The sequence below is a fragment of the Streptomyces niveiscabiei genome, from assembly GCF_001419795.1.
Lineage (GTDB): Bacteria > Actinomycetota > Actinomycetes > Streptomycetales > Streptomycetaceae > Streptomyces > Streptomyces niveiscabiei.
This window is the reverse complement of record NZ_LIRL01000296.1, coordinates 20,066-38,398: the sequence shown is the minus strand read 5'-3', so window position 1 is coordinate 38,398 and position 18,333 is coordinate 20,066. Positions and strand designations below refer to the sequence as shown.

The following is an 18,333-nucleotide window of genomic DNA, read 5'->3' as shown; positions in this document are numbered from 1 at the left end:
CGCTGCGCCCCGCCGACGTCGTGCTGGTCGGCGGGGCGCAGCGGGTGGCACGGGTGGTGCGTTCGGCCAGGCGGCCTGTCCGGTCCTCGCCCCGGCCCCGGGGTGCGGGGCGGGGCGAGGACCGGGCAGGGCGTCAGGTCAGCGGGCGGTGCGGGCGGGCCGTTTCCAGTGGAAACGGTCAGGCGGCCTCGTCAGTGGCCTCCGGTCGGCTGCCCAGGGCCACCTTCGAGGCTTTGCCGTCCTTGATCCGGTGGATCTTTCCTGCTTTCTCCAGCTTGTTCAGCACGTTCGCGAAGGTCGACTCCGTCACCCCGCAGGCGGCCAGCAGCTGGCCCCGCTCCACGTAGTCGACGTCGCCGGGCTCGATCTCGTCGCCCTCGTCGACCATGTCCACGTACATGGGGTCGGACTCGTCACGGAGGGCGGCCAGGACCTTCTCCTCCGACGTCAGCTCCTTGTTGGACACCTTCGGGAGGTTGACTCCGGCGAACACGGTCCCGGCCTCGCCGGTCCCACCCTCGCCGTCCTTCTCCTCGAAGCCTGGGATGGGAGTCATGGCCAGCTCCTCCATGTACGCCTCGTCGCCCCACCAGGGCACGTCGACCGGGGCCAGGATGTTCTCCGGCCGGATGTGCCCGGTGGCGTCCTCCAGCGTGTCGATGCGCATCATGCCCGCGCGCCCGCCGGGAGCTGCGACGTAGCCGAGGCCGAAGGTGCGGCGCGGGTCCGACTCCGCCATGGTCGGGTCGTACACCAGCGAGTCGTCCTCCTCCACCCACACCGGCGGGATCAGGGAGGGGTCGATCCCCTCGAAGCCGGGGGGAAGGTCGCCCAGGTTCACCTGGTCGCTGTCGGTACGCAGGATGATCCAGGTGCCACCGGCCAGGAGGTTGGCGCGGATCGCCTGCTCGCTGCCGAGCTGGTCCAGGTTGACGGTCTGGTTGATCAGCACCCAGGGCATGCCCATGGAGCGGGTCAGGGAGGCGCCGTCCTTGACGATCTTCACCGCTTCCTTGCGGTTCGGTGCGCCCGGGGCCAGCATCTGGGCGGCCTCGTCCAGGATCGTGGCGCAGTACGGGCGCATAGCCGTCGGCTCGAAGTTCTTCAGCTCCAGGCGGGCGGCCTCTTCGATCCGATGCTGGAGGACCCACCACGAGATCCGCATGGCACCCAGGGCCCCGGCCTGGGTCAGGCCGCTGTAGGCGGCCATCTTCGGGATCGCGGGGTTGCTGGCGCCCTTGGGGTCGCCGTAGATCTGAGCCATCTTGTTGGCGTGGTAGGCCAGGCTGATCATCTGGCCCGTGCCTCCCTTGCCGGAGCCGGTGGTACCGGCGATCACGACGTGGAGGGCGCCCAGCTTCGGGTCGAACAGCTGGATCTTCGCGGGGAAGCCGCTCACGATCTTCCCGATGTTGACCCAGCCGCCCGGGGTGGCCTTGAGCGAGTCCAGGCCCTGGAAGTCGTGGCCGGCCTCCAGCGGGTTGTGGTCCATGACGCGGATGATCGCGCGCCTGGGGTCGCGCCGTCCCGGCTCGTAGGAGACGAGGTCGATGGAGCGGCGCAGCGCGCCCGCCAGCTCTCCGAGGTTGACGACGCGGGGGAGGGCGTCCAGGTCGTCGTCGGCCACGACGCGCGCCACCTGGCCGCCGGTGTTGGTGTCCTCGCCGACCTCTTCCAGGTGCGTCTTCGGCAGCACCCGGGCCTGGACGCGCTTCCAAGCGCCCTGGAGCGTGGAGGGGTCCAGCTCCGCACGCTGGGTGTACCAGACGGTCAGGAAGACCTCGCCGGAGTGCGCACCCACCTTCATGGTGATGTCCTCGATCGAGCGGCCGAAGAGGCTGGAGACGGTCTCCTTCGCCACGTTGACGGAGTCCCCGAGGGCGGCGGTGATCCGGCCCTCCCAGCGGTCGGCGTAGATCACGACATCCGACAACACCTGGTTCTTGTGGCGGCCGTTCTTCGGGTCGCTGATCACGCGCCCCCAGGCCGCGATCATCTTGTCGGCCAGGGACACCGCGGCCGGGGTGCCGGTGTTGGCCGGGCCGCTCTGCACCGACGCCTGCTCCACCTCGATCTTCCGTCGCCCGAAGACGCGGCGAAGGCGCCAGCCGGTGAAGACGACCGCGGCCCACCATCCCAGCGACAGGATCCCCGGGATGGTGGTCGGCTCGAAGACACCGGCCATCAGCGCTTCGGACGCCTCGGCTCCGCCCAACTGCCCCAGGGCCAGACCCATTCCGGTGGTGATCGTGGAGATCCCCATGGTGTCGCGGTGCGCCCGCGCGATGTCGATCCCCGGGAGCTGGTTCGCCCAGCGCCCCAGGCGGTTCATGTAGTTGGCGCCGGCGAACGTCGCACCGGCCAGGAAGCCGACCCCGGCGTAGAGGGCGGCGTTCGGGTCAAGGAACGGGGCCAGGATGCCCACCCCGACGGGGAGGACGATCTGAAGCGCAGCGGCGGCGCGCTCCACAGGCTCCGCGTTCGGCACGGTCTTGATGGTGGTGGACATCGAGGGAATCTCCTGTCTGGATACGGGGTGATCCGCAAAGGGGCGCGGCCGGCCCGGGGGATGCGATCCCCGGACCGGCCGCGCCGGTGGTGGGTGGTGCTACTCCTGCTCGAACCAGTCGCGCGAGACCTTCTCCAGGTCCGTCACGCTGGAGCGGTCGAAGGCTTCCTGGAACCCGGCGTGGGTGGTGCGGGCCTGGTCGCCCGCCGCCTTCGCGGCCTTCGCGGTGTCGGCCGTCTTCGACGCGTAGTCGATCGCGCCGTCCGACACCCCGCGGATGATTTTCGAGAGCTCCTGGCACTCCGCCAGGGAGTCGCGGTCCACGCTCTTGGCGCCCAGCGCGTCCGCGTCGGAGGCGGTGTCGTCGGCCAGTTCCTTGATGTTCTCCGCGGCCTTCTTGACGCCCTCCGCGTTGCGGGCCAGGGCCTTCTCCTTCGCCTGGACCTTCCGGACCAGGACCTTGTACGTCAGCTCCGCCATGATCGGCTCTCCCGTCCGGTCCTACGCGGCGGGCGCGTAGGAGCCCTTGTCGTTGTAGAAGCGGAGTTCGGCAGGCTTCGTCTCGTCGCTGTCCACCACGGCCTTGTACAGCGGCGCGTACCTGGTCCCGATGTTGGTCAGGACGACCTTGCACATCTCCGCCGCCCGCGTCGCGCGCTTGTGGAGTTCGGCGGCCTCCGCCGCCTGGGCCTTCGCCGCGTCGGCCAGCTTCGTCAGCGTCGCGGCCAGCTTCTCCCCGCCCTTGACGGCCTTCGCCTGCTCAGCGAGCTGCTGGCAGTCCCTCGCCTCATCCTCCGCAGCGGCTTCGAGCTGCTTGCACGCGTCGGCCACCTTGATCAGGTGGTCCTCCTTCGCCTCCAGCTTCCGCTCGTACTGCTTGAAGTTGCGGAGCTCCTTGCGGCTGACCGACCCACGGGCGCCGTCCGTGCCCAGGGTCAGCGTGTTCGCGTCGATCTCCTTGACCAGGAGGGGCTTCACGTCCGTGCTCACTCCGTCGTCTCCTTCATCCGAGGTGATGACGATCGTCTGGCCGCTGGGACCGGTGACCGTCGTCTCCTGCTGCTCCGGGTCGTCCTGCTTCGGGTCCCGCCGCTTCGCCTTCTGGTCGGCGTGCGCCTCATCCAGCCGCGCGTGCTCCTTGGCGTTCTCCTCCTTCTTGTCCTGGTAGCCGTCCTTCGTGCCCTTCGCGTACGCCACCACGTGGTCGACCACGTCCCGGACCGCGGAGCCGTCACCGTGACCGACCTCCCGCGAACGCTGGAGCGGGGTCCGGCTGTCGGTCCCGCTGGCCCCGTCCGAGCCGCTGCTGCCGCTCTTGCCGTCCTTGCCGGCGCCGCCGCTCGAACCGGACCCGCCGCCGCTCCCGGAGGAGCCGCCCGAACCCTGGCCGCCACCGCCCTTCGTCAGGTCGGTCTTCGCGCCCTGGCCCTTGTCGGCCGTGTCCTTCGAGGTGCCGGAATTACCGCCGGACGATCCGCCCGACGTCGATCCGCCGCCGGTTCCGGAGGTGCCGGGCTTTCCGTCCTTGCCCGCCTTTCCGCCAGCCCCCGGATTCCCCGAGGAACCGTCCTTCCCCTTGCTCGCGGAGTCCTTCGCCCCCTTGGAGCCGGTTTCCTTCGACGAACCTCCGCCACCATTTCCGCTGGTGCCGCGCCCGCCGCCGGACCCTCCGTTCCCGTTCGAGCCGCGCCCGCCGCCTCCGGTGCCGCCGCCGCTTCCGCCGCGCCCGGTGCCCGAAGAGCCGTTCCCGGAGGAATTACGGCCCGAATTTCCACCACCGCTTCCGCCGGAATTCCGGCCCCCTCCACCAGCCCCTCCGGAGCCGTTCCGGGTGGGAAGTCCAGGCGATTTCATGACCGTGGTGGTCCGGGTCTCTTTCACCTGGTGCGCGCCAGCCCTGGCTTTCGCCAGGTCCAGCCGCTTGTTCGTTGCCCCGCCGCCCTTTGCCCAGCGGGTCGCGCCCGCCCGGATCAGCGTTTTGAAAACGCCCTCCTTGTGCTGGGCACCGGCCGCGTCACCGGCCCCATTCAGGTCCTGCGGGGCCTTGAACTGCTCGCTGGTGACGCCCGGGGTAGAGCGGTCCACCACCCCGTCGGGGTCCGCCTTCGCGGCCGGGTCGTCACCGTCCGGCCTGGCCCCGGCGCCGGTCGTGGTGACCGGCCGGGCGGGCTCCACAGCGGCCATCAGGGCGGCCATGATGCCGGTGTCTCCGGCTGGCGCCGGCGCGGTGCTGGCGGCCGGCGAAGTGGGCGGATCGGGTGGCCCTGCGGGGGCCGGGGGCACCGTATCGGTCGCCATCTCTTCCTCACTCTCCGTGGTTGCCAGTGGTTCCTTACTCCTTACCTCCCGGCGGAGAGCGGCCGATCAACCGGATCATGGAAACCCGATTGCGGCGCTCTCCGCTCAGGAGGGAGGGAGTAATTAATCACCGTGCGTGACTACGCGTCAGCCTTCTTGCCCTTGCGTGCGAACACCGCAATGGCCAGGCCACCGCCCGCAACGAGACCCAGCAGGGCGGGGGAGTTGATCCCGCCGCCCCCACCGTTACCGGCGGCCTGGGCGTTGCCCGCGGCCTCCATGCCGGACCCGTCGACGGACTCGTACTGCTGCTTACAGTCCGCTACGACGTCGCCCCGCGAGGGCGATCCGTACCCCTTGCCGATCAGGTGCGCGGAGTCCTTCACACACTTGTCGACGGCCGCCTGGATCTTTTCGGCGGAGGCGGTCGCGGCCTTCTTGTCGGAACTCGCCTGCTGGTTCCTGATCTTCATTTCCTCTAGTTCCAGCTTCTTCATCTGGACCTGGAGGGCGGCGGCCTCCTTCTCATCCTTCGCGACGGCCGCCGAATGGACCTGGAACCAAATGGTTCCGCCACCGACGATCGCCACTCCGGCCACCGCGATGGCGACCTTCCCCCGGCGGGTCAGACCGGCCTTCTTGTGCTTTACGACCGGGGTTCCGTACGGCCCCTCATCGGCGTACGGGGACGCGTCCGGAGCACTGTTCCCGAAGGCCATTCCTGCCGCCATTCCGGCCTGAATTCCTTCGAATGCCCTCTCTTCTTCCGGTGTCATTTCAGTCTCCGTTCCTACGCGCCAGGTCAGAGGCCGCAGAGATCATGGCCTCTACACCTCGAAAATTGTTGTGCGAAAGGTCGTTCCACTCCCAGAACCGCATGTTCACGCCCTGGCGTGACAGCTGCGTCTGGAGGTAATTCACTGCTTTCCCCCGGTCGATCGTGGTGACGTGCCCGGTGGATTCCAGAAAGGTCTGGGCACCCCTGATGCACATACGTCCGGTGGGGGAGAAATCGAAGGACTGGCACCAGCCGTAGCGGGTGAGGACCTCGATCACCTGGACCAGGTGATACGAGGGCCGCAGGGGGCGCGGCTCCTGCCAAAGCCCCAGGTCAGCCATCGCGGACCGGACCCCCTTGGGGATCATTCGCTGGCCCCAGGTCGGGGGGTCGGGCGCCCAGATCTCCAGGGCCGGCGGGATCACCGCGGGGGGTGCCAGCGCGGGCGCCGGCGGGGTCGTCGTACGGGTGAAGCGCCCAGATTTCGGGGCTGGCCCGGTCGTCGTGGGTGCCATGCTGTGCTCCTTTCTTGCGTGAGTGGACAAGCCGAGGACCCCCGCTGATCACGCTTCAGCGGGGGTCCTCGTGTGCTTGAACCGCGCGCGGATCTCCGTCCGTCGGGGCGATGCCCGAGCTCAGTACAGGGAGACGAGTGCGGCCGTGGCACGGGGCGGTGTGCGCGCCGTTTCCAGTGGAAACGGCCGGGCCCGCCCGCGCTCGGGGCACGGTGCGGGCGAGCGGCCTGCCGGCCGTGGCCGTCACCGGTCCGCGCTCACGCTCGGGAGCGTGAGCGCGGACCGGGGGCGACCATGAGCGGCAGGGGACTGCCGGGGGTGAGCGTGTCGGCGCTCACCGGGCGCTCACCTACGCGCCCGGGGTGGCCTCTTCGACCTGAGCGCGCAGGCGCTGAGCGGTCGGGCGGGAGACCGGGGTGCCGTTCGTACCGTCCAGGCCCGCGTCGGTGAGCGCGTCGCGGATCTCCGTCCACTCGGGTCGGCGCCCGAGCTCGGTGTAGAGCCGACGGATACGAGCGCGGCGGCGCTCGGTGAGCGCGTCCGTCTCGCTGCGCGTGAGCGCGCCCTCCGCTCGCTGAGCGTCCGTCTCCTCCGTGCCGCGCTCACCCTCGTGAGCGCCGGAGGTGAGCGCCGGGCGCTCACGCTCGCCGCGAACCTCGCCCGAGGTGAGCGCGCTCATGTCGGGGTGAGCGTGCTCGGTCTCCTCTGCCCGTTCGACGGTGAGCGTGTCCTCGGGGGTGAGCGTGTCGGCGAGCGCGGCGGGCGCGGTGTCGAGCTTGAGCGCCATCCGCTGCTCCAGCGGAGCCTTCCAGCGCCACTTCCAGCCGTAGTCCTCCTTGAGCTGCGCCCGCAGCCAGGTCTGCTCCTGGAGGCGGGTGAGCGCCTCTTCGTAGGAGGTGATCTCCCACAGGATCATCCGGCGGCGAAGCCGGGCGGTGGGGATCGGGGCGAGGATCCAGCGCGAGCGCCGCACCGTCTCCATCCGCTTCTTGCCGGTGACCGCGCCGATCCGCGTCGCGTACACGTGGGAGGCGATCTCCGAGAAGATCACCCACAGCAGCGTGAGGGCGGCGTGCCCGATCCGGCCCGCCGCGGAGTCCGAGGCGTTCCAGTTCAGGTAGACCGTCACCGCCGTCAGCGCCCGGGGCACCCAGCGGATCCAGCGCAGCTCCATGCCCATGCGGATCAGGACCAGGTTGGCGCCGGTGAACGCCGGGATGGCGACGTCGATGCCGACCGGCAGCAGCCACGGCCAGTCCCAGCCCCACGCCGCCGCCTTGGCCTCCAGCGCGGTGTAGGAGGACAGCAGACCGAGGGTGGAGACGACCGCGGCCGCCAGGACGATCCCGACGACCAGGACCAGCTCCTGCCCGGACAGCGGCGGGACACCGCCGGCGGGCCGGGCGTCGGCGCGGGCCTTGCGCCGCTTGGCGCGGGACTCGGTCCGGATCTCCCGGCGGCGGGCCCGCTGCACGGTGCGGTCCGTCGCCGCCTCAAGGACCCGCTCCGCCTCAGCCAGGGCGCGTTCGGCGGCGGCCTTGTCGGCCGTGGCCTTGGCCGCCGCCTCCCGGGCCGCCACCGTGTCCGTCTCCGCCTGCTCGCGCAGCCTGGTGACGTCCTTGTCGGTGGCCGCCCGCAGCTCCTCAGCGGAGGTACGGGCGTCGGCCAGGGCGCGTTCGGCGTCCTGGCGAAGGCCGGCCGCGGCCTTCTCGGCTCCGGCCCGCACCTGCGCGGCCTGACCGTCCGCGCTCTCACGCAGCCGGTCGGCCTCGCTCCGCGCCCGCTGAAGGACCTGGTCGGCGTCGACGGCGGCCCGGCTGCGGGTTTCCGCCGCGGTGCGCTCCGCCGCCGTGAGCAGCTCGGTGCGCTGGGTCTCCGCGTCGGCGAGGACCTGCGCGGCCTCCGCCTGCACGGTGTCGGCCTTCGAGGCCGCCGTGGTCGTGACCTCTTGCGCCTGGTCGCGGGCGTCGGCGAGCAGCTGCTCGGCAGCCGCGCGGGCGTCGGCCAGGACCTGGTCGGCGTTGCCGGACGCCGTCGCAGTGACGGTGTCGGCCTCACTGCGCGCGTCGGCGAGCAGCTGCTTGGCCTTCGCGTCGGCGTCGGCCAGGACCTGGTCGGCGTCGGTGGCCGCGCTGGTCGCGGCCTCCGTGCGGACCCGGTCGGCGTCGGTCTGCGCGTCGGCCAGGAGGCGGGCCTGCTCGGTGGTGGCCGCCTCGGTGATCGAGGCGGCCACCGAGCGGGCGCCGTCCAGGAGTTCGGCGGCGCGGGTCTCGCCGTCGGCGAGGATGCGCGCGGCGTCGTCGGCGGCCAGGTCCCGGAGGTCGGCGGCGCGGTCGGCGGCGTCGGCCAGGAGCGGGTCGGCCTCCTCGAACACCAGCGGCACGGTCTCCTCGGAGACGGCCTGGGCGGGGATGGCGGCCGGAGCCGCCGGCGCCTTGGCGCGCCCGGCGCCTCGAGGCGGTGAAGCCGCGGGCTGGCGCCTGCGACGGGTCTTGGTGTTGGCCACGGGGTGGTGTCCTCTCTTACTCCGGCGCCTCGTGCAAGAGGCCACCGCGGGTCGGCGTCGGTCGGTAGGGTTGTGACCAGGCCCTCCGAGGCCCCGGCAGCGCTAATGCCGAGGACTCGGAGGGCCGTTCTGCTGAGGGTCAGGGTCAGCGCCGGTCGGGCAGCTTGCTGCTGTCCTGTCCAAGGTGCTGGCGCAGCCAGGCGACGGCGGCAGGGCTCATCGCCCCGGTGTCCGGCTCGCTCAGCGGCGCGACGTCGATGTCGGCCATCGCGTCGGCCGGCGGGAGCAGCCGCATGTAGTCGGGGTCGACACCGCCGACGTAGCGGAGGTTGCTCAGCTCGGTCACGTCGTACAGGACCTTGCCGCTGTCGACGTGTTGCCAGGACCGCTCCACGCGGCCGACGAAGGTGTGGCCGGGCTTGCCGAGCCAGAACCGTTCGACGTCGCGGAACACGACGAAGTCGCCCCTGGTGTAGGTGACCTTGGGCTGCACGGCCTGCGACTGGGGCTGGGTCAACGTGCTCTCCTCACATCGCGTACACCGGCCGGGGCCGGTGGGTCCGGACTGTCCGGCTCCCCGTCACCGCCCGTCCCGGCCGCCAGGAGTTCGGCGGGCGGTGCGGGCAGATCAGGCAGCCGTCAGGCCGACCGCGAGGTGCTGGAGGCGCTACCCAGGGACGCCGCCTGGAGGAGCGCGGCGGCGCCGGTCTTCCCGCTGCGGGTCGTGCCTCCGATGAGCGCGTGGGTGTCCGCGAGCCGGAGAGGCAGCGTGGTGCCAGTGGGCCGGTGCGGATCGACGATCCGGCCGTCGGGGAGCAACTCGCCGGTGTCGTCGAAGAGCACGACGTCGTTGCAGAGAAGGCTCCAGCCCTGCTCCGGGCGGGCGGCCACGACGTGCGCGGCCTCCCGGTCCGGGCTGTCGGCCGTCGGGCACTTCGGGGTGTGCGTGCACAGCGAGTCCGGCAGTCGAGTGCCGGTCGTCGCGGTGTCGAGCGGGGTGCTGGTACGCATGAGCTCTCCTACAGGGCGAGCCCGAGATCGTCTCCCGGGCTGGAGGCGTGCGAAAGGCCGGCCGCCCGTGGTGCGGGCGACCGGCCTGGTCGAACAGCGTTGCGCGGGATGGAAGTTGGGTTTCCGTCCCGTCGTGCGGTCAGCCGTGAGCGCGGCGACCGAAGGCGTGGTTGTCGTTGGTCCGGCGGACCGCGTCCTCCAGGCGCTTCTGGTCGGCGTCGGTCATGCCGACGCCTGCCGCGCCCGGTTGCGGGCGGCGCGGCGCCTCATCGCCCGACGCTCAGCCTCGGAAAGCCCGCCCCAGACGCCGTCGCCCTGGCCGGACTCCAGCGCCCACTGGAGGCACTGGTCCATGACCGGGCAGCGGCGGCAGACGGCCTTGGCCTCCTCGATCTGCAGGAGCGCCGGGCCGGTGTTGCCGATGGGGAAGAACAGCTCCGGGTCCTCTTCGCGGCAGACCGCGTTGTGTCGCCAGTCCATGCCGGTCACTTCCCCTGCCGGACGCGGCGCAGGGCCTCGTCCATGATCGGGTCGGAGTCGCCATCGTTCCGTGCGATGCTGGTGGGCATCAGGTCCTCCAGTCAGGTCCTGGACAGCCCCGGGGGTCTCAAGCGCCGGGGCTGTCGTCGTTAGTGCGGGACTCGAATGCGTCCTGCGCACTCCGCCGGCCACCGGCTCGCGAGAGGCGAGGCGGTCGTCGACGGGCAGCGCAAGCTGCGGGTTGCGCGGCACCTCCCGAGTGAAGTGCCGGATCTCGATAGACGCGGACCGCTACCGCCGGGAGATCCGTCCGGGCGGGTCTGCGAAAGGTTGAAGCCGCGTCGTTCTTTAGCGTCGTGGGGGTGCCGGCCCTCCGTACTCGCCGTCAGTGATGAGCACCTGACTGGAGCTAGCTCAGGCCGCGCTACAAGAGCGCGCCCGACGGGTCAATGCACGTGCCGACTGCCACCACCAGGAGTAATGGCACCGCACGACGGGTCTCCACTCACCTCAGCCGGTGTGGTCACGGCTGTCGTAGCTGTGGTGGATCACGCTGTGGAGTTCTCAAGAAACAGGCGCTTCCTTGGCCACACCTCCGTGGAGGGGGAACTTCCGGGCGCACTCTCGAAACTAGTCGCACTTTCAGTGCTAGTCAACAGTGCAAGTGCTATCTAGCACCGAGGGGCTCAGTGTGAGAATGTGTCCGTGACGCAGCGGACAGAGAGAGGGAGGCAGCCCGTGCCCAGCGGATTTGCACTGACAGTGCGGTTCACCCTGCGAGACAGCGAAGCTGCCCAGCGATTTGACGAGCTGGTGGAGCAGACCGCCGTCGGTATCCGCGGGGAGGTCGGCACGCTCGTCTACGTCGTGCACGAGCCGGTCGATGAACCGCTGGTGCGGGTCTTCTACGAGCTCTATGCCGACCGTGACGCCTTCCAGGCGCACGAGAGCGAGGCGCACACCAGGCACTTCCTCGACACACGCGAGCAGTACCTGGCCAGCACCGAGGTGACTTTCCTGAACGAGCTGGGAGGTCTCAGCAAGCGCCCCGGGGCGGAGGGGTGATGAAGCCAACGGGGAAGGACGTCGACCCTAACGATCGTGCGTTCGGCCAACGCGTCCAGAAGTTCCGCAAGGAACGGCGCCGTACCCAGACCGAACTCGCGGCGGCGCTGGGTAAGACGAGCAGCTGGATGTCCCAGGTCGAACGCGGTGTCCAGCCGGTACAGCGTGTCGACCTGCTTCAACAACTCGCAGATGAGCTGGGCGTGTCTGTCCAGCAGTTGCGTCCCGGGGCGCCGGCCGACCGTGGCGGGGAGTCATCGCCTCCCGCCCCGCTCTCGTTGTCCAACGACCTGGACGAGACCCGCAGGCTCATTTCCGGGCACCCGGCCCTTCGCACGCTGCTCTCCGGTCCTGCCGGTGACGAAGGCAGCTCCGTCGAGAACCTGCGCCGTGATGTCGACGACCTGTGGGAACTGACCCACGCCGGGCGTCTTGCTCAGGTCAGCGCCCTGGCAGTGGAACTGCTCCCTGCACTTGAGCAGGCCGCGCGTACGGGACCCGCGGACAGCCAACCCGAGCTGTATCTGCTGACTTCCCGGGCCTACCAGGCACTGTCGGCCGCGTTCGTCAGGCAAGACGAGGCTGACGCCGCGTGGGTCGCGGCCGATCGTGCCGTCTTCGCTGCAGAACGGTCGGGGGAACCGCTGCACGTCTGCGCCAGCGTCTTCCGCATGGTGCAGGCGTTTGTTCGGCTTCGCAGCCTCGGTCAGGCCGAACACGCGGCCCGCACAGCCATTGATGCCCTGGAGGATCACGGCAGCGACTCGCCGGAGGCTCTGTCGGTCCTGGGCTCCCTTCACCTGGCCCTGGCGCTGGTGCACGCGCGCGCCAGCGCCAGGGCCGAAGCCAAGAGCGAGATCGCCAAGGCCCGCGCTATCGCAGCTCAGCTGGGCGAGAACCGCAATGACTTCAACTTGGAGTTCGGCCCCGTCAACGTCGAAATCCAGGCGGTGAGCACTGCGGTCGATCTCGGTGATGCTGGCGAGGCCCTGGACATCGGCCTCGCCATAGATGCCGACGAACTGTCGCCCGAACGGCAAGGTCGGTTGCTGATGGACCTGGGGCGAGCACACGCGCAGAGGCGACACGGCGGGGAAGCCCTCGACTGCCTGCTGCGCGCCGAAGTAGTCGCTCCGGAGACCATCCAGACCCACCAGGCCGCCCGCGCGACGATCCGTGAGCTGGTCCTCATCGCTGGCCCGAATGCCCCGCGAGAACTTCTTGAGCTGGCAGAACGAGCCGATGCTCTTGATTGAGTCAAGGCTTCGTCCCCGGAACCCCTTGCCTCTTCCCTCGAGGCGGGCCACGTGCACGGACCCTATCGGGCTCGCTCAGCACGCTGCTCACTCCCCGACGGAGATCGCGTGGTGTATCTTTCAGGGAACCATCGATCTTGAAAGGCTGCGCCGTGACCGACCCGGACCGCTTGAAGCGGGTCGACGCCCTCGTGGACGACGTCCTGCCGCCGCCAGTTGTGCGCGCGAACCTGCGCCTCGCTGCTGGCCTCACGCAGCAGGAGGTCGCGGAGGCCGTGGGCGTGAAGCGCCTTGCCGTGGCTCGTTGGGAGCTGGGGCAGACCCATCCCCGACGTCCGCACCGCGGTGTCTACATGCACCTGCTCAATCGACTCGCGGAACGCTTTCCCGAAGCCGCGAAGCCGGATGCGGGCATGCCGACGCCAGCCTCTGAATCCAGGGGGTCGGGATGACCTAGTGGCCATCGGCCGCGCGCGCCAAGAAGCGGACTAACCTCCCGCTGGCCTCGCGCGGCCCGTCTACCGACCGGAGTAACCACCGCGTCGGCTGCTCAGGTCCCAGTTCGTAGCTGGTCCTGAGCCGCGGCTATCAAGCCGCACATTTCCCATCGGCCCCTCATCAGGGCCACGTGCACCGCCGGCCACTAACCACGGCCACCACAGCCAGATCAGTACCGCCCCGCATCACCCGCGGTGCCCCCACCACAGGGGCCACGCGGTTCAGCAGGACCGGGAGGGACGGAGAAATCTCCCCCCGCCCGATCGGTGTCCGCTCTCTTCTCGCGAAGGGGGCGGCCCCTGACACATCCGCACACCTGGAGGTCGGTCCAGCCCCGAGGGGCTCTGGTCGGTCCAGCTATATGGAGAGCAGGTCGTTTCTCATAGTGCCCGAAGTGGTGTCCCCCTGTCAGCTTGACCGTGCCCGATTCACACCGGTTCGAGCCCCCCGCCTTTCCCGCGTGACGGGATTCGCACAGCCTGTTTGTCCTGTTCGCGGCATTAGTCACGAAGATTCTTCGGGGTGGAGTGCCACACCGACCCTGGTCCGCGACGCCTATACCGAGAGGGGGGCCCATGTCCTCCTGGCGGCGCCGACCGCCGCGGTGTTCCGGAGCTCCGTCCCGTGGGGCGGGACGCGATCGGAAGTTGTTGCCCGCCGGGCGGGAGGGAGCAGGGGTTTCACCGCTGCTCGGACTCTGTCCACAGGTGGCCTGCGCAAGGCTGCCGAGATGATCTCTGTTTCGTCCGTCCGGGTGGGCCGATGAGCGCCGTGGCGGCACCGACCGCAGCGTTCGCGCGCCCCCGTACGGAGTTGTCCGTCCCGGCCGGGCCGGTCCCGGAGCGGGCGGCGGGTCATCCGCTGTCGCTCGGTCGGGATGCCCGCGCCCGTCTGGGTGGCGCGGTGCGCTCGCTGCTGGACGTGGCCGGCCTGGACGGCGCGTCGGACGCGGTGCGCCTGGCGGTGCTGGTGCTGGCGTCGCGGACGCCGTCGGAGACCGGTGTGGTGGAGATCCGCACCCCGGAGTTGGGGCGGTGGCTCGGGCTGTCCGCGTCGTACACGGCCTCCGAGGTGGTGCCGGTGCTGCGCCGCTCGGGTGTGGTGTCGGTGGAGACGGCGGAGGGCGAGTACGGCCAGGACGTCGGCCTGAAGTGCCAGGTGCTGCCGCTGTGGGCGGCGCAGGACGTGGCCGGGCACCCGCTGAACCTGGCGAAGAAGGAGTACGCGACGCTGCTGCGGCTGCTGGAGGCCGTGATGGCGCCGGGCTGGACGCTGCGGGACGGCTCGGTGATCCCGGCCGGGCTGATCGGTACACGTACCGGTCGCGGCGCGGCCACGGACCGGCTGGCGCTGCTGCTGCTGGTCCTGGAGGCGCGGGAGTCCGGGCGGGTGCGGCAGTGCGGCGGGACGGTGGACACCAAGCGCGGCCGGGCGGCGGCGACGGTGGCCCGGATGCTGGGCTGCACGGCGTCGGCGGGGGAGCGGGTGCTGGAGCGCCTGGAGGACCGGGAGCTGGTGCTGCGGGTGCGTCTGAAGACGGGCTCGGGCATGCCGAACCGGTCGCGGCTGATGGTGCCGGCGGTCGCCGCCGCGCACGGCCGTACGGTCGCCGACGACGTCCAGGAGGACCGTGCGGAGGCCCTGGAGCCCGAGTTTTCAGACCCCGACGTTGCGGCAGGGCCTGTTCAGGCACCGGACCTGGAGACGGAATCGCAGATCAGCGGCGTGCCGGTGACGGATGTGACTGGTGTTGCAGAGCCCGACGTTGCGGCAGCCCTTCACACTGACCACCCTCACCTGGTTACTCCCGTCGTTCCTCTGCAGCTCTCTGGTGGTTTTTCCGGCGAAGGCCGTGGTGGGTCCGGTGATCTGCCGGAGCGCGCGTGCGCGGGCGAGGACCAGGCCGCCGACGGCGAGAGCGGCGTTGCCGGGACCGGGTCGCCGGTGGCCGGGGGCGGCCCGCTTCGCGGGGAACAGCCGAAGGAGTCCCCGGTCGATGAGCGGGATGGGCAGCGAGCTGCCGGGGCTGGGGCCGGTGGCCGGCCGAAGGCCGCGGGGTGGGAAAAGGCGCAGCAGCAGCGGAGGGTGGGCCTGCCTGCTGATCTTCGTCTGCGGGTGGCGCTGGGGCCGGTGGCGTGGCTGTGGGAGCGGCTGTCCGGGTGGCAGCAGGACCAGGTGGAGGCGGCCACGAAGGCGGAGCTGGCGCAGCTGGCCGGCCTGGGTGTGGCGCCGGAGGGTGCGCCGCGGCTGCTGGCCGACCGGCTCACCGACCGCCTGGAGGAGACCGGCGGCGAGGCCCTGGTCGACAAGCCGTTCCCGTGGCTGATCCGGCGGGGTCTGCCCCAGCGGCAGGCGTGTTCGCACCGCAAGTGCGATGACGGGGTCCGGCTGGACACCGGGGAGGACTGCGAGAACTGCGGGAACGTCCTTCACTTCCGGCGGGCTCGCCGTGCGCGGATCGGCGCGGACATCGACCGGGAGCTGCCTGGCCTGTCCGACGGCGAGCGGCGGCGCGTCCTCGAGGAGCGGCTGCGCGAGCAGGCGGCCATCGAGGCGGAGGACCTGGTGTGGCGGCGGGAGCAGGCCCGCGCGCAGCAGGCCCGCCGGGATGCCGCCCGCGCGGAAGCGGCACAGCGGGCGGAGGCCGACCGGGCTGCCGCGGCCGCGGCCGACGCGGTGCGCCAGGCCCTGCCGTGTGAGGACTGCGGGCAGCAGCGGGCGGCCGGGCTGTGCGAGCGCTGCGACCACCGCCGTCAGACCGAGACCCTGATCGGTGAGGCCGGGCTCTTCGCGGCGGTCTGGTCCGCCGACCTGGCCGACCCGGGCAGCGTCGCGGCCGTCGCCGACCAGGCCCGGGCGGCCATCGGCGACAGCGTCGCCGCCGCGTGGCAGGAGTTCCTGGAGATCACCGACGTGGCCGCCCTGGAGGCCGATCCGGAGGCGGCGCAGGACGCGTACGCCTTCGCCGCGTTCCAGACCGCGCAGCAGGCCGTTGCGGAGTTCCAGGACACCGCCCTGGCGATGCTGGGACGGACCGAGGAAGCCGAGACGGAGGCCCGGCGGGCGTACAAGACCGAGCAGGGCCGCCACTGGTTCAAGCACAACCCCAACGGCGCCGACGCCATCGCGGCCGCGACCAGGGCCGCCGACACGGCCCGCGAGCGCGTAGCCGAGTACCTGCTCACGACACGGCTGGAGCAGCTGCGCGAGCTCGCCCCGCGCACGGCCTCGGCGGTGATCGCATGACCGAGCTGAGCGGCGTCGACCTCGCGCGCCAGGCCCTGGTCGCGGCCCGGGAAGCGGCGAAGAAGAACGGCGCCACCCAGACGAAGAAGCCGAAGCGGCGCACCACCACGGTCGTACGGCGCGACGGGCGCGAGCCGATGGGGCTCGGGATGGCGATCGGCGCGCTGGTGACCGAGCGGGCCTGGGAGCTCCCGGCCGCCGGTGCCACGCTGCGCGAGCGGTGGGAGGCCATCGCCCCCGAGCTTGTCGGGCACGTTGTGGCGGTCGGCTACGACCCGGACTCCGGCCGGCTCACCGTGTGCCCGGAGTCGCCGGCGTGGGCGACGAAGGTCCGGCTGGAGCAGGCCCGGATCATCGAGGCCGCCAACGCGTCGGCCGGCCGTACGGTCGTGCGCGGTCTGCGGATCCTCGCGCCGGGCTCCGTGCCGCCGCCCGCCCCGGACGACGACGTCGTCCAGGCCCCGGAGGCACCCAAGGGCCCGGTGAAGACTCGGGAGTTGGCCAGCGACGGCTACCACCGCGCGCTCGCCGCCCACCGCCAGGCCGCCGCGCCCTCCCTGGCGGACCCGGGCATCGCTCAGGCTGTCGAGCGGCAGACCCGTGCGATGCGTGAGCTGAGCGCCCGTGCGTTTCCCGATCCTGACGAGGCGTCGGCCTCGATCGCGGCAGCTCAAGCCCAGCGCCGCCGCGACGCCGAAAAGACCCGGATCGCGGCCCTGCGCCAGGCCCGCAAAGACCGTGCTGCCCGGCAGTCCGGTACGGCCGCCGCCCCGCAGCCCGCTGAACTGCGGACCACGGCGTGAGCCGGGTGCCGGAAGGCGCAGCCGGGCAGGCCGGGACAGGGATGGCCGGTTCCGGCTTCACCGCTGCTGAGAGGTGGGTAACTTCCCGCGGTATGAGCGCACACCGAGCTTCCCCGGATGAGCCGTGGCCGGGCTGGTCGACCAGCCGAGCGGCTCAGGCCGCGTACGGCAAGCACCTGGTCCGCATCGGCGAACTCATCCCGGTCCTGCTGTACTCCAATGTCATGGAACGCGGGCGCCTGGCGGCCGCGCACACCGCCGGCTACCAGGACTTCGTCGACTCCGAGGTCGGCAACCTGGCCCGGGAGTGCCGGGACGACCTGCTGGAGACCGCGGCCGTCCTGGACGCGCTCGCCCTGTGCCACGGGCGCGGCAGCTACCTGCCGCGCCCCTACCAGGAGGACGGCAAACCGGTGCCGAAGGATGTCGAGCTGCGCACCGACGCCTCCGACGTCGCCGGCGAGCTGGTCGGCCACGACCATCAGCACGGGACCAGCACCACCGGTGACATCCCGCCGACCCTGGAGAACGGCTGCACCGATGCCGAGCGGGACGCCGTGCGCGCTTACGCCCGCCGGGAATGGATCACCGCGCAGGAGCGATGGGCTGACGTCTGACCGCATCGCACTCCGCTTCGAGATAGAAGCGGTCGCCCGGCACGGAGCGGCGCCCCGGGCGTCGCGCATGACGGCATGGTTTCGCCACCACAGTGAGAACGGAGACAAGCGCATGACGGATCAGGTGGACCCGTGGGACCGGCCGACACCGCGCGAGCGCGAGCCGGAGACGCCCTGCGGTCGCTGCCCCCGCCGACGTGGAAGCGGTCGCCCGGCGCGGACCAGAGGGCGTTCCCGAGGAAGTACATGGCGACCAGGCCGGCGCCGATGAACCCTGCCCAGCCGATGATGAGCACGACGATGCTGCTGTCGACGTCGTCGTGGGCACCGTACCGGCCGCGCCCGGCTACTCGCGGCGCGCGAGCTCTTCGGGGGTGGGCGGGTGCCGGGTGGCGTACGGCTGGCCGTTGAAGTCGACGGTGATCGTGTGCCGCAGCACGTCGTCTGCCTCGTAGAAGGCTTGCCCACGTGGGCGTTTGTCCTGGTAAGCCTCGCGGTCTGACCTGTCCCCAGCGTGACCTCGGCCTGTCCCAGCCTGTTGTACGACGTGGCGACCTGTCCGCCGCTGCCAGGCCCTGGGCAGGCCTCGACCTGCGGTGACATGCTGGACAGGCCGCCCTGCCGCCCCGGGGCGGCAGGGCCGGACTCCGGGCAGACCCCGGTGCCGTACGCGCTGCCAGACGGCAGCAGCTGGCGGGGCGAATGGTGCACCCGGTGCGCATCGGGCGGCAGTTGCGCAGCGAGATGCAGC

At 71.2% G+C, this 18,333-nt stretch carries 14 protein-coding genes and 1 pseudogene; 6 read left to right on the top strand and 9 right to left on the bottom strand.

Annotation, left to right across the window (positions count from 1 at the left end; genetic code table 11):
• Positions 1-178: 178 nt before the first annotated feature.
• The 9 genes and pseudogenes from AOK24_RS15500 to AOK24_RS15460 all read right to left on the bottom strand — a co-directional run bounded on the left by AOK24_RS15500 (position 179) and on the right by AOK24_RS15460 (position 10,097).
• Positions 179-2,509: a hypothetical protein gene (locus AOK24_RS15500; RefSeq protein ID WP_055720652.1), complete on the bottom strand. Its 2,331-nt coding sequence runs from the start codon at positions 2,507-2,509 to the stop codon at positions 179-181.
• 99 nt (positions 2,510-2,608) lie between these two features.
• A complete protein-coding gene (locus tag AOK24_RS15495; protein WP_055720651.1) occupies positions 2,609-2,989 on the bottom strand; it encodes a hypothetical protein in 381 nt (126 codons plus the stop codon).
• Positions 2,990-3,010: 21 nt separating this feature from the next.
• Positions 3,011-4,705 carry a hypothetical protein gene (locus AOK24_RS50670; RefSeq protein WP_240553935.1) on the bottom strand — a complete coding sequence of 565 codons (1,695 nt, stop codon included), beginning with the start codon at positions 4,703-4,705 and terminating at the stop codon, positions 3,011-3,013.
• A gap of 242 nt (positions 4,706-4,947) precedes the next feature.
• Positions 4,948-5,583: a hypothetical protein gene (locus tag AOK24_RS15485; RefSeq protein ID WP_240553932.1), complete on the bottom strand. Its 636-nt coding sequence runs from the start codon at positions 5,581-5,583 to the stop codon at positions 4,948-4,950.
• A gap of 1 nt (position 5,584) precedes the next feature.
• Positions 5,585-6,100, bottom strand: coding sequence for a DUF6197 family protein (locus tag AOK24_RS15480; RefSeq protein ID WP_206191206.1), 516 nt, complete (start codon positions 6,098-6,100; stop codon positions 5,585-5,587).
• 349 nt (positions 6,101-6,449) lie between these two features.
• On the bottom strand, positions 6,450-8,606 hold the full coding sequence (locus tag AOK24_RS15475; protein ID WP_055720649.1) for a DUF2637 domain-containing protein: 2,157 nt from the start codon (positions 8,604-8,606) through the stop codon (positions 6,450-6,452).
• Between the two features lie 145 nt (positions 8,607-8,751).
• Positions 8,752-9,123 (bottom strand): hypothetical protein, encoded by a 372-nt coding sequence (locus AOK24_RS15470; RefSeq protein WP_055720648.1) that lies wholly within the window; start codon positions 9,121-9,123, stop codon positions 8,752-8,754.
• Between the two features lie 263 nt (positions 9,124-9,386).
• Positions 9,387-9,560: pseudogene (locus AOK24_RS50665) on the bottom strand (DUF5999 family protein); the annotation flags it as partial.
• Positions 9,561-9,839: 279 nt separating this feature from the next.
• Complete coding sequence (locus tag AOK24_RS15460) at positions 9,840-10,097, bottom strand: WhiB family transcriptional regulator (RefSeq protein ID WP_055720646.1); 258 nt, start codon at positions 10,095-10,097, stop codon at positions 9,840-9,842.
• A 738-nt stretch (positions 10,098-10,835) separates the two neighbouring features.
• Between AOK24_RS15460 and AOK24_RS15455 the strand changes: the two genes are divergently transcribed.
• From AOK24_RS15455 to AOK24_RS47535, 6 genes are all read left to right on the top strand, one after another.
• The gene (locus AOK24_RS15455; RefSeq protein WP_055720645.1) at positions 10,836-11,162 is read left to right on the top strand and encodes a putative quinol monooxygenase; all 327 of its coding nucleotides are present in this window, start codon (positions 10,836-10,838) and stop codon (positions 11,160-11,162) included.
• On the top strand, positions 11,162-12,418 hold the full coding sequence (locus AOK24_RS45925) for a helix-turn-helix domain-containing protein (RefSeq protein ID WP_079056822.1): 1,257 nt from the start codon (positions 11,162-11,164) through the stop codon (positions 12,416-12,418). Before AOK24_RS15455 ends, AOK24_RS45925 begins: the two co-directional genes overlap by 1 nt.
• A 152-nt stretch (positions 12,419-12,570) precedes the next feature.
• Positions 12,571-12,870, top strand: coding sequence for a helix-turn-helix transcriptional regulator (locus AOK24_RS15445; RefSeq protein WP_055720644.1), 300 nt, complete (start codon positions 12,571-12,573; stop codon positions 12,868-12,870).
• A gap of 808 nt (positions 12,871-13,678) precedes the next feature.
• Entirely contained in the window at positions 13,679-16,162 is a 2,484-nt protein-coding gene (locus tag AOK24_RS15440) for a hypothetical protein (protein WP_240553931.1), read from the top strand.
• Positions 16,159-16,965 (top strand): DciA family protein, encoded by an 807-nt coding sequence (locus tag AOK24_RS15435; RefSeq protein WP_055720643.1) that lies wholly within the window; start codon positions 16,159-16,161, stop codon positions 16,963-16,965. The genes AOK24_RS15440 and AOK24_RS15435 overlap by 4 nt, the downstream gene beginning before the upstream one ends.
• 92 nt (positions 16,966-17,057) lie before the next feature.
• Positions 17,058-17,582: a hypothetical protein gene (locus tag AOK24_RS47535; RefSeq protein WP_055720642.1), complete on the top strand. Its 525-nt coding sequence runs from the start codon at positions 17,058-17,060 to the stop codon at positions 17,580-17,582.
• Positions 17,583-18,333: the final 751 nt, after the last annotated feature.

Coding starts and splice junctions, on each gene's coding strand:
- AOK24_RS15500 (WP_055720652.1), bottom strand. CDS start 2,509: ATGTCCACCACCATCAAGACCGTGCCGAACGCGGAGCCTGTGGAGCGC.
- AOK24_RS15495 (WP_055720651.1), bottom strand. CDS start 2,989: ATGGCGGAGCTGACGTACAAGGTCCTGGTCCGGAAGGTCCAGGCGAAG.
- AOK24_RS50670 (WP_240553935.1), bottom strand. CDS start 4,705: ATGGCCGCCCTGATGGCCGCTGTGGAGCCCGCCCGGCCGGTCACCACG.
- AOK24_RS15485 (WP_240553932.1), bottom strand. CDS start 5,583: ATGACACCGGAAGAAGAGAGGGCATTCGAAGGAATTCAGGCCGGAATG.
- AOK24_RS15480 (WP_206191206.1), bottom strand. CDS start 6,100: ATGGCACCCACGACGACCGGGCCAGCCCCGAAATCTGGGCGCTTCACC.
- AOK24_RS15460 (WP_055720646.1), bottom strand. CDS start 10,097: ATGGACTGGCGACACAACGCGGTCTGCCGCGAAGAGGACCCGGAGCTG.
- AOK24_RS45925 (WP_079056822.1), top strand. CDS start 11,162: ATGAAGCCAACGGGGAAGGACGTCGACCCTAACGATCGTGCGTTCGGC.
- AOK24_RS15440 (WP_240553931.1), top strand. CDS start 13,679: ATGAGCGCCGTGGCGGCACCGACCGCAGCGTTCGCGCGCCCCCGTACG.
- AOK24_RS15435 (WP_055720643.1), top strand. CDS start 16,159: ATGACCGAGCTGAGCGGCGTCGACCTCGCGCGCCAGGCCCTGGTCGCG.
- AOK24_RS47535 (WP_055720642.1), top strand. CDS start 17,058: ATGAGCGCACACCGAGCTTCCCCGGATGAGCCGTGGCCGGGCTGGTCG.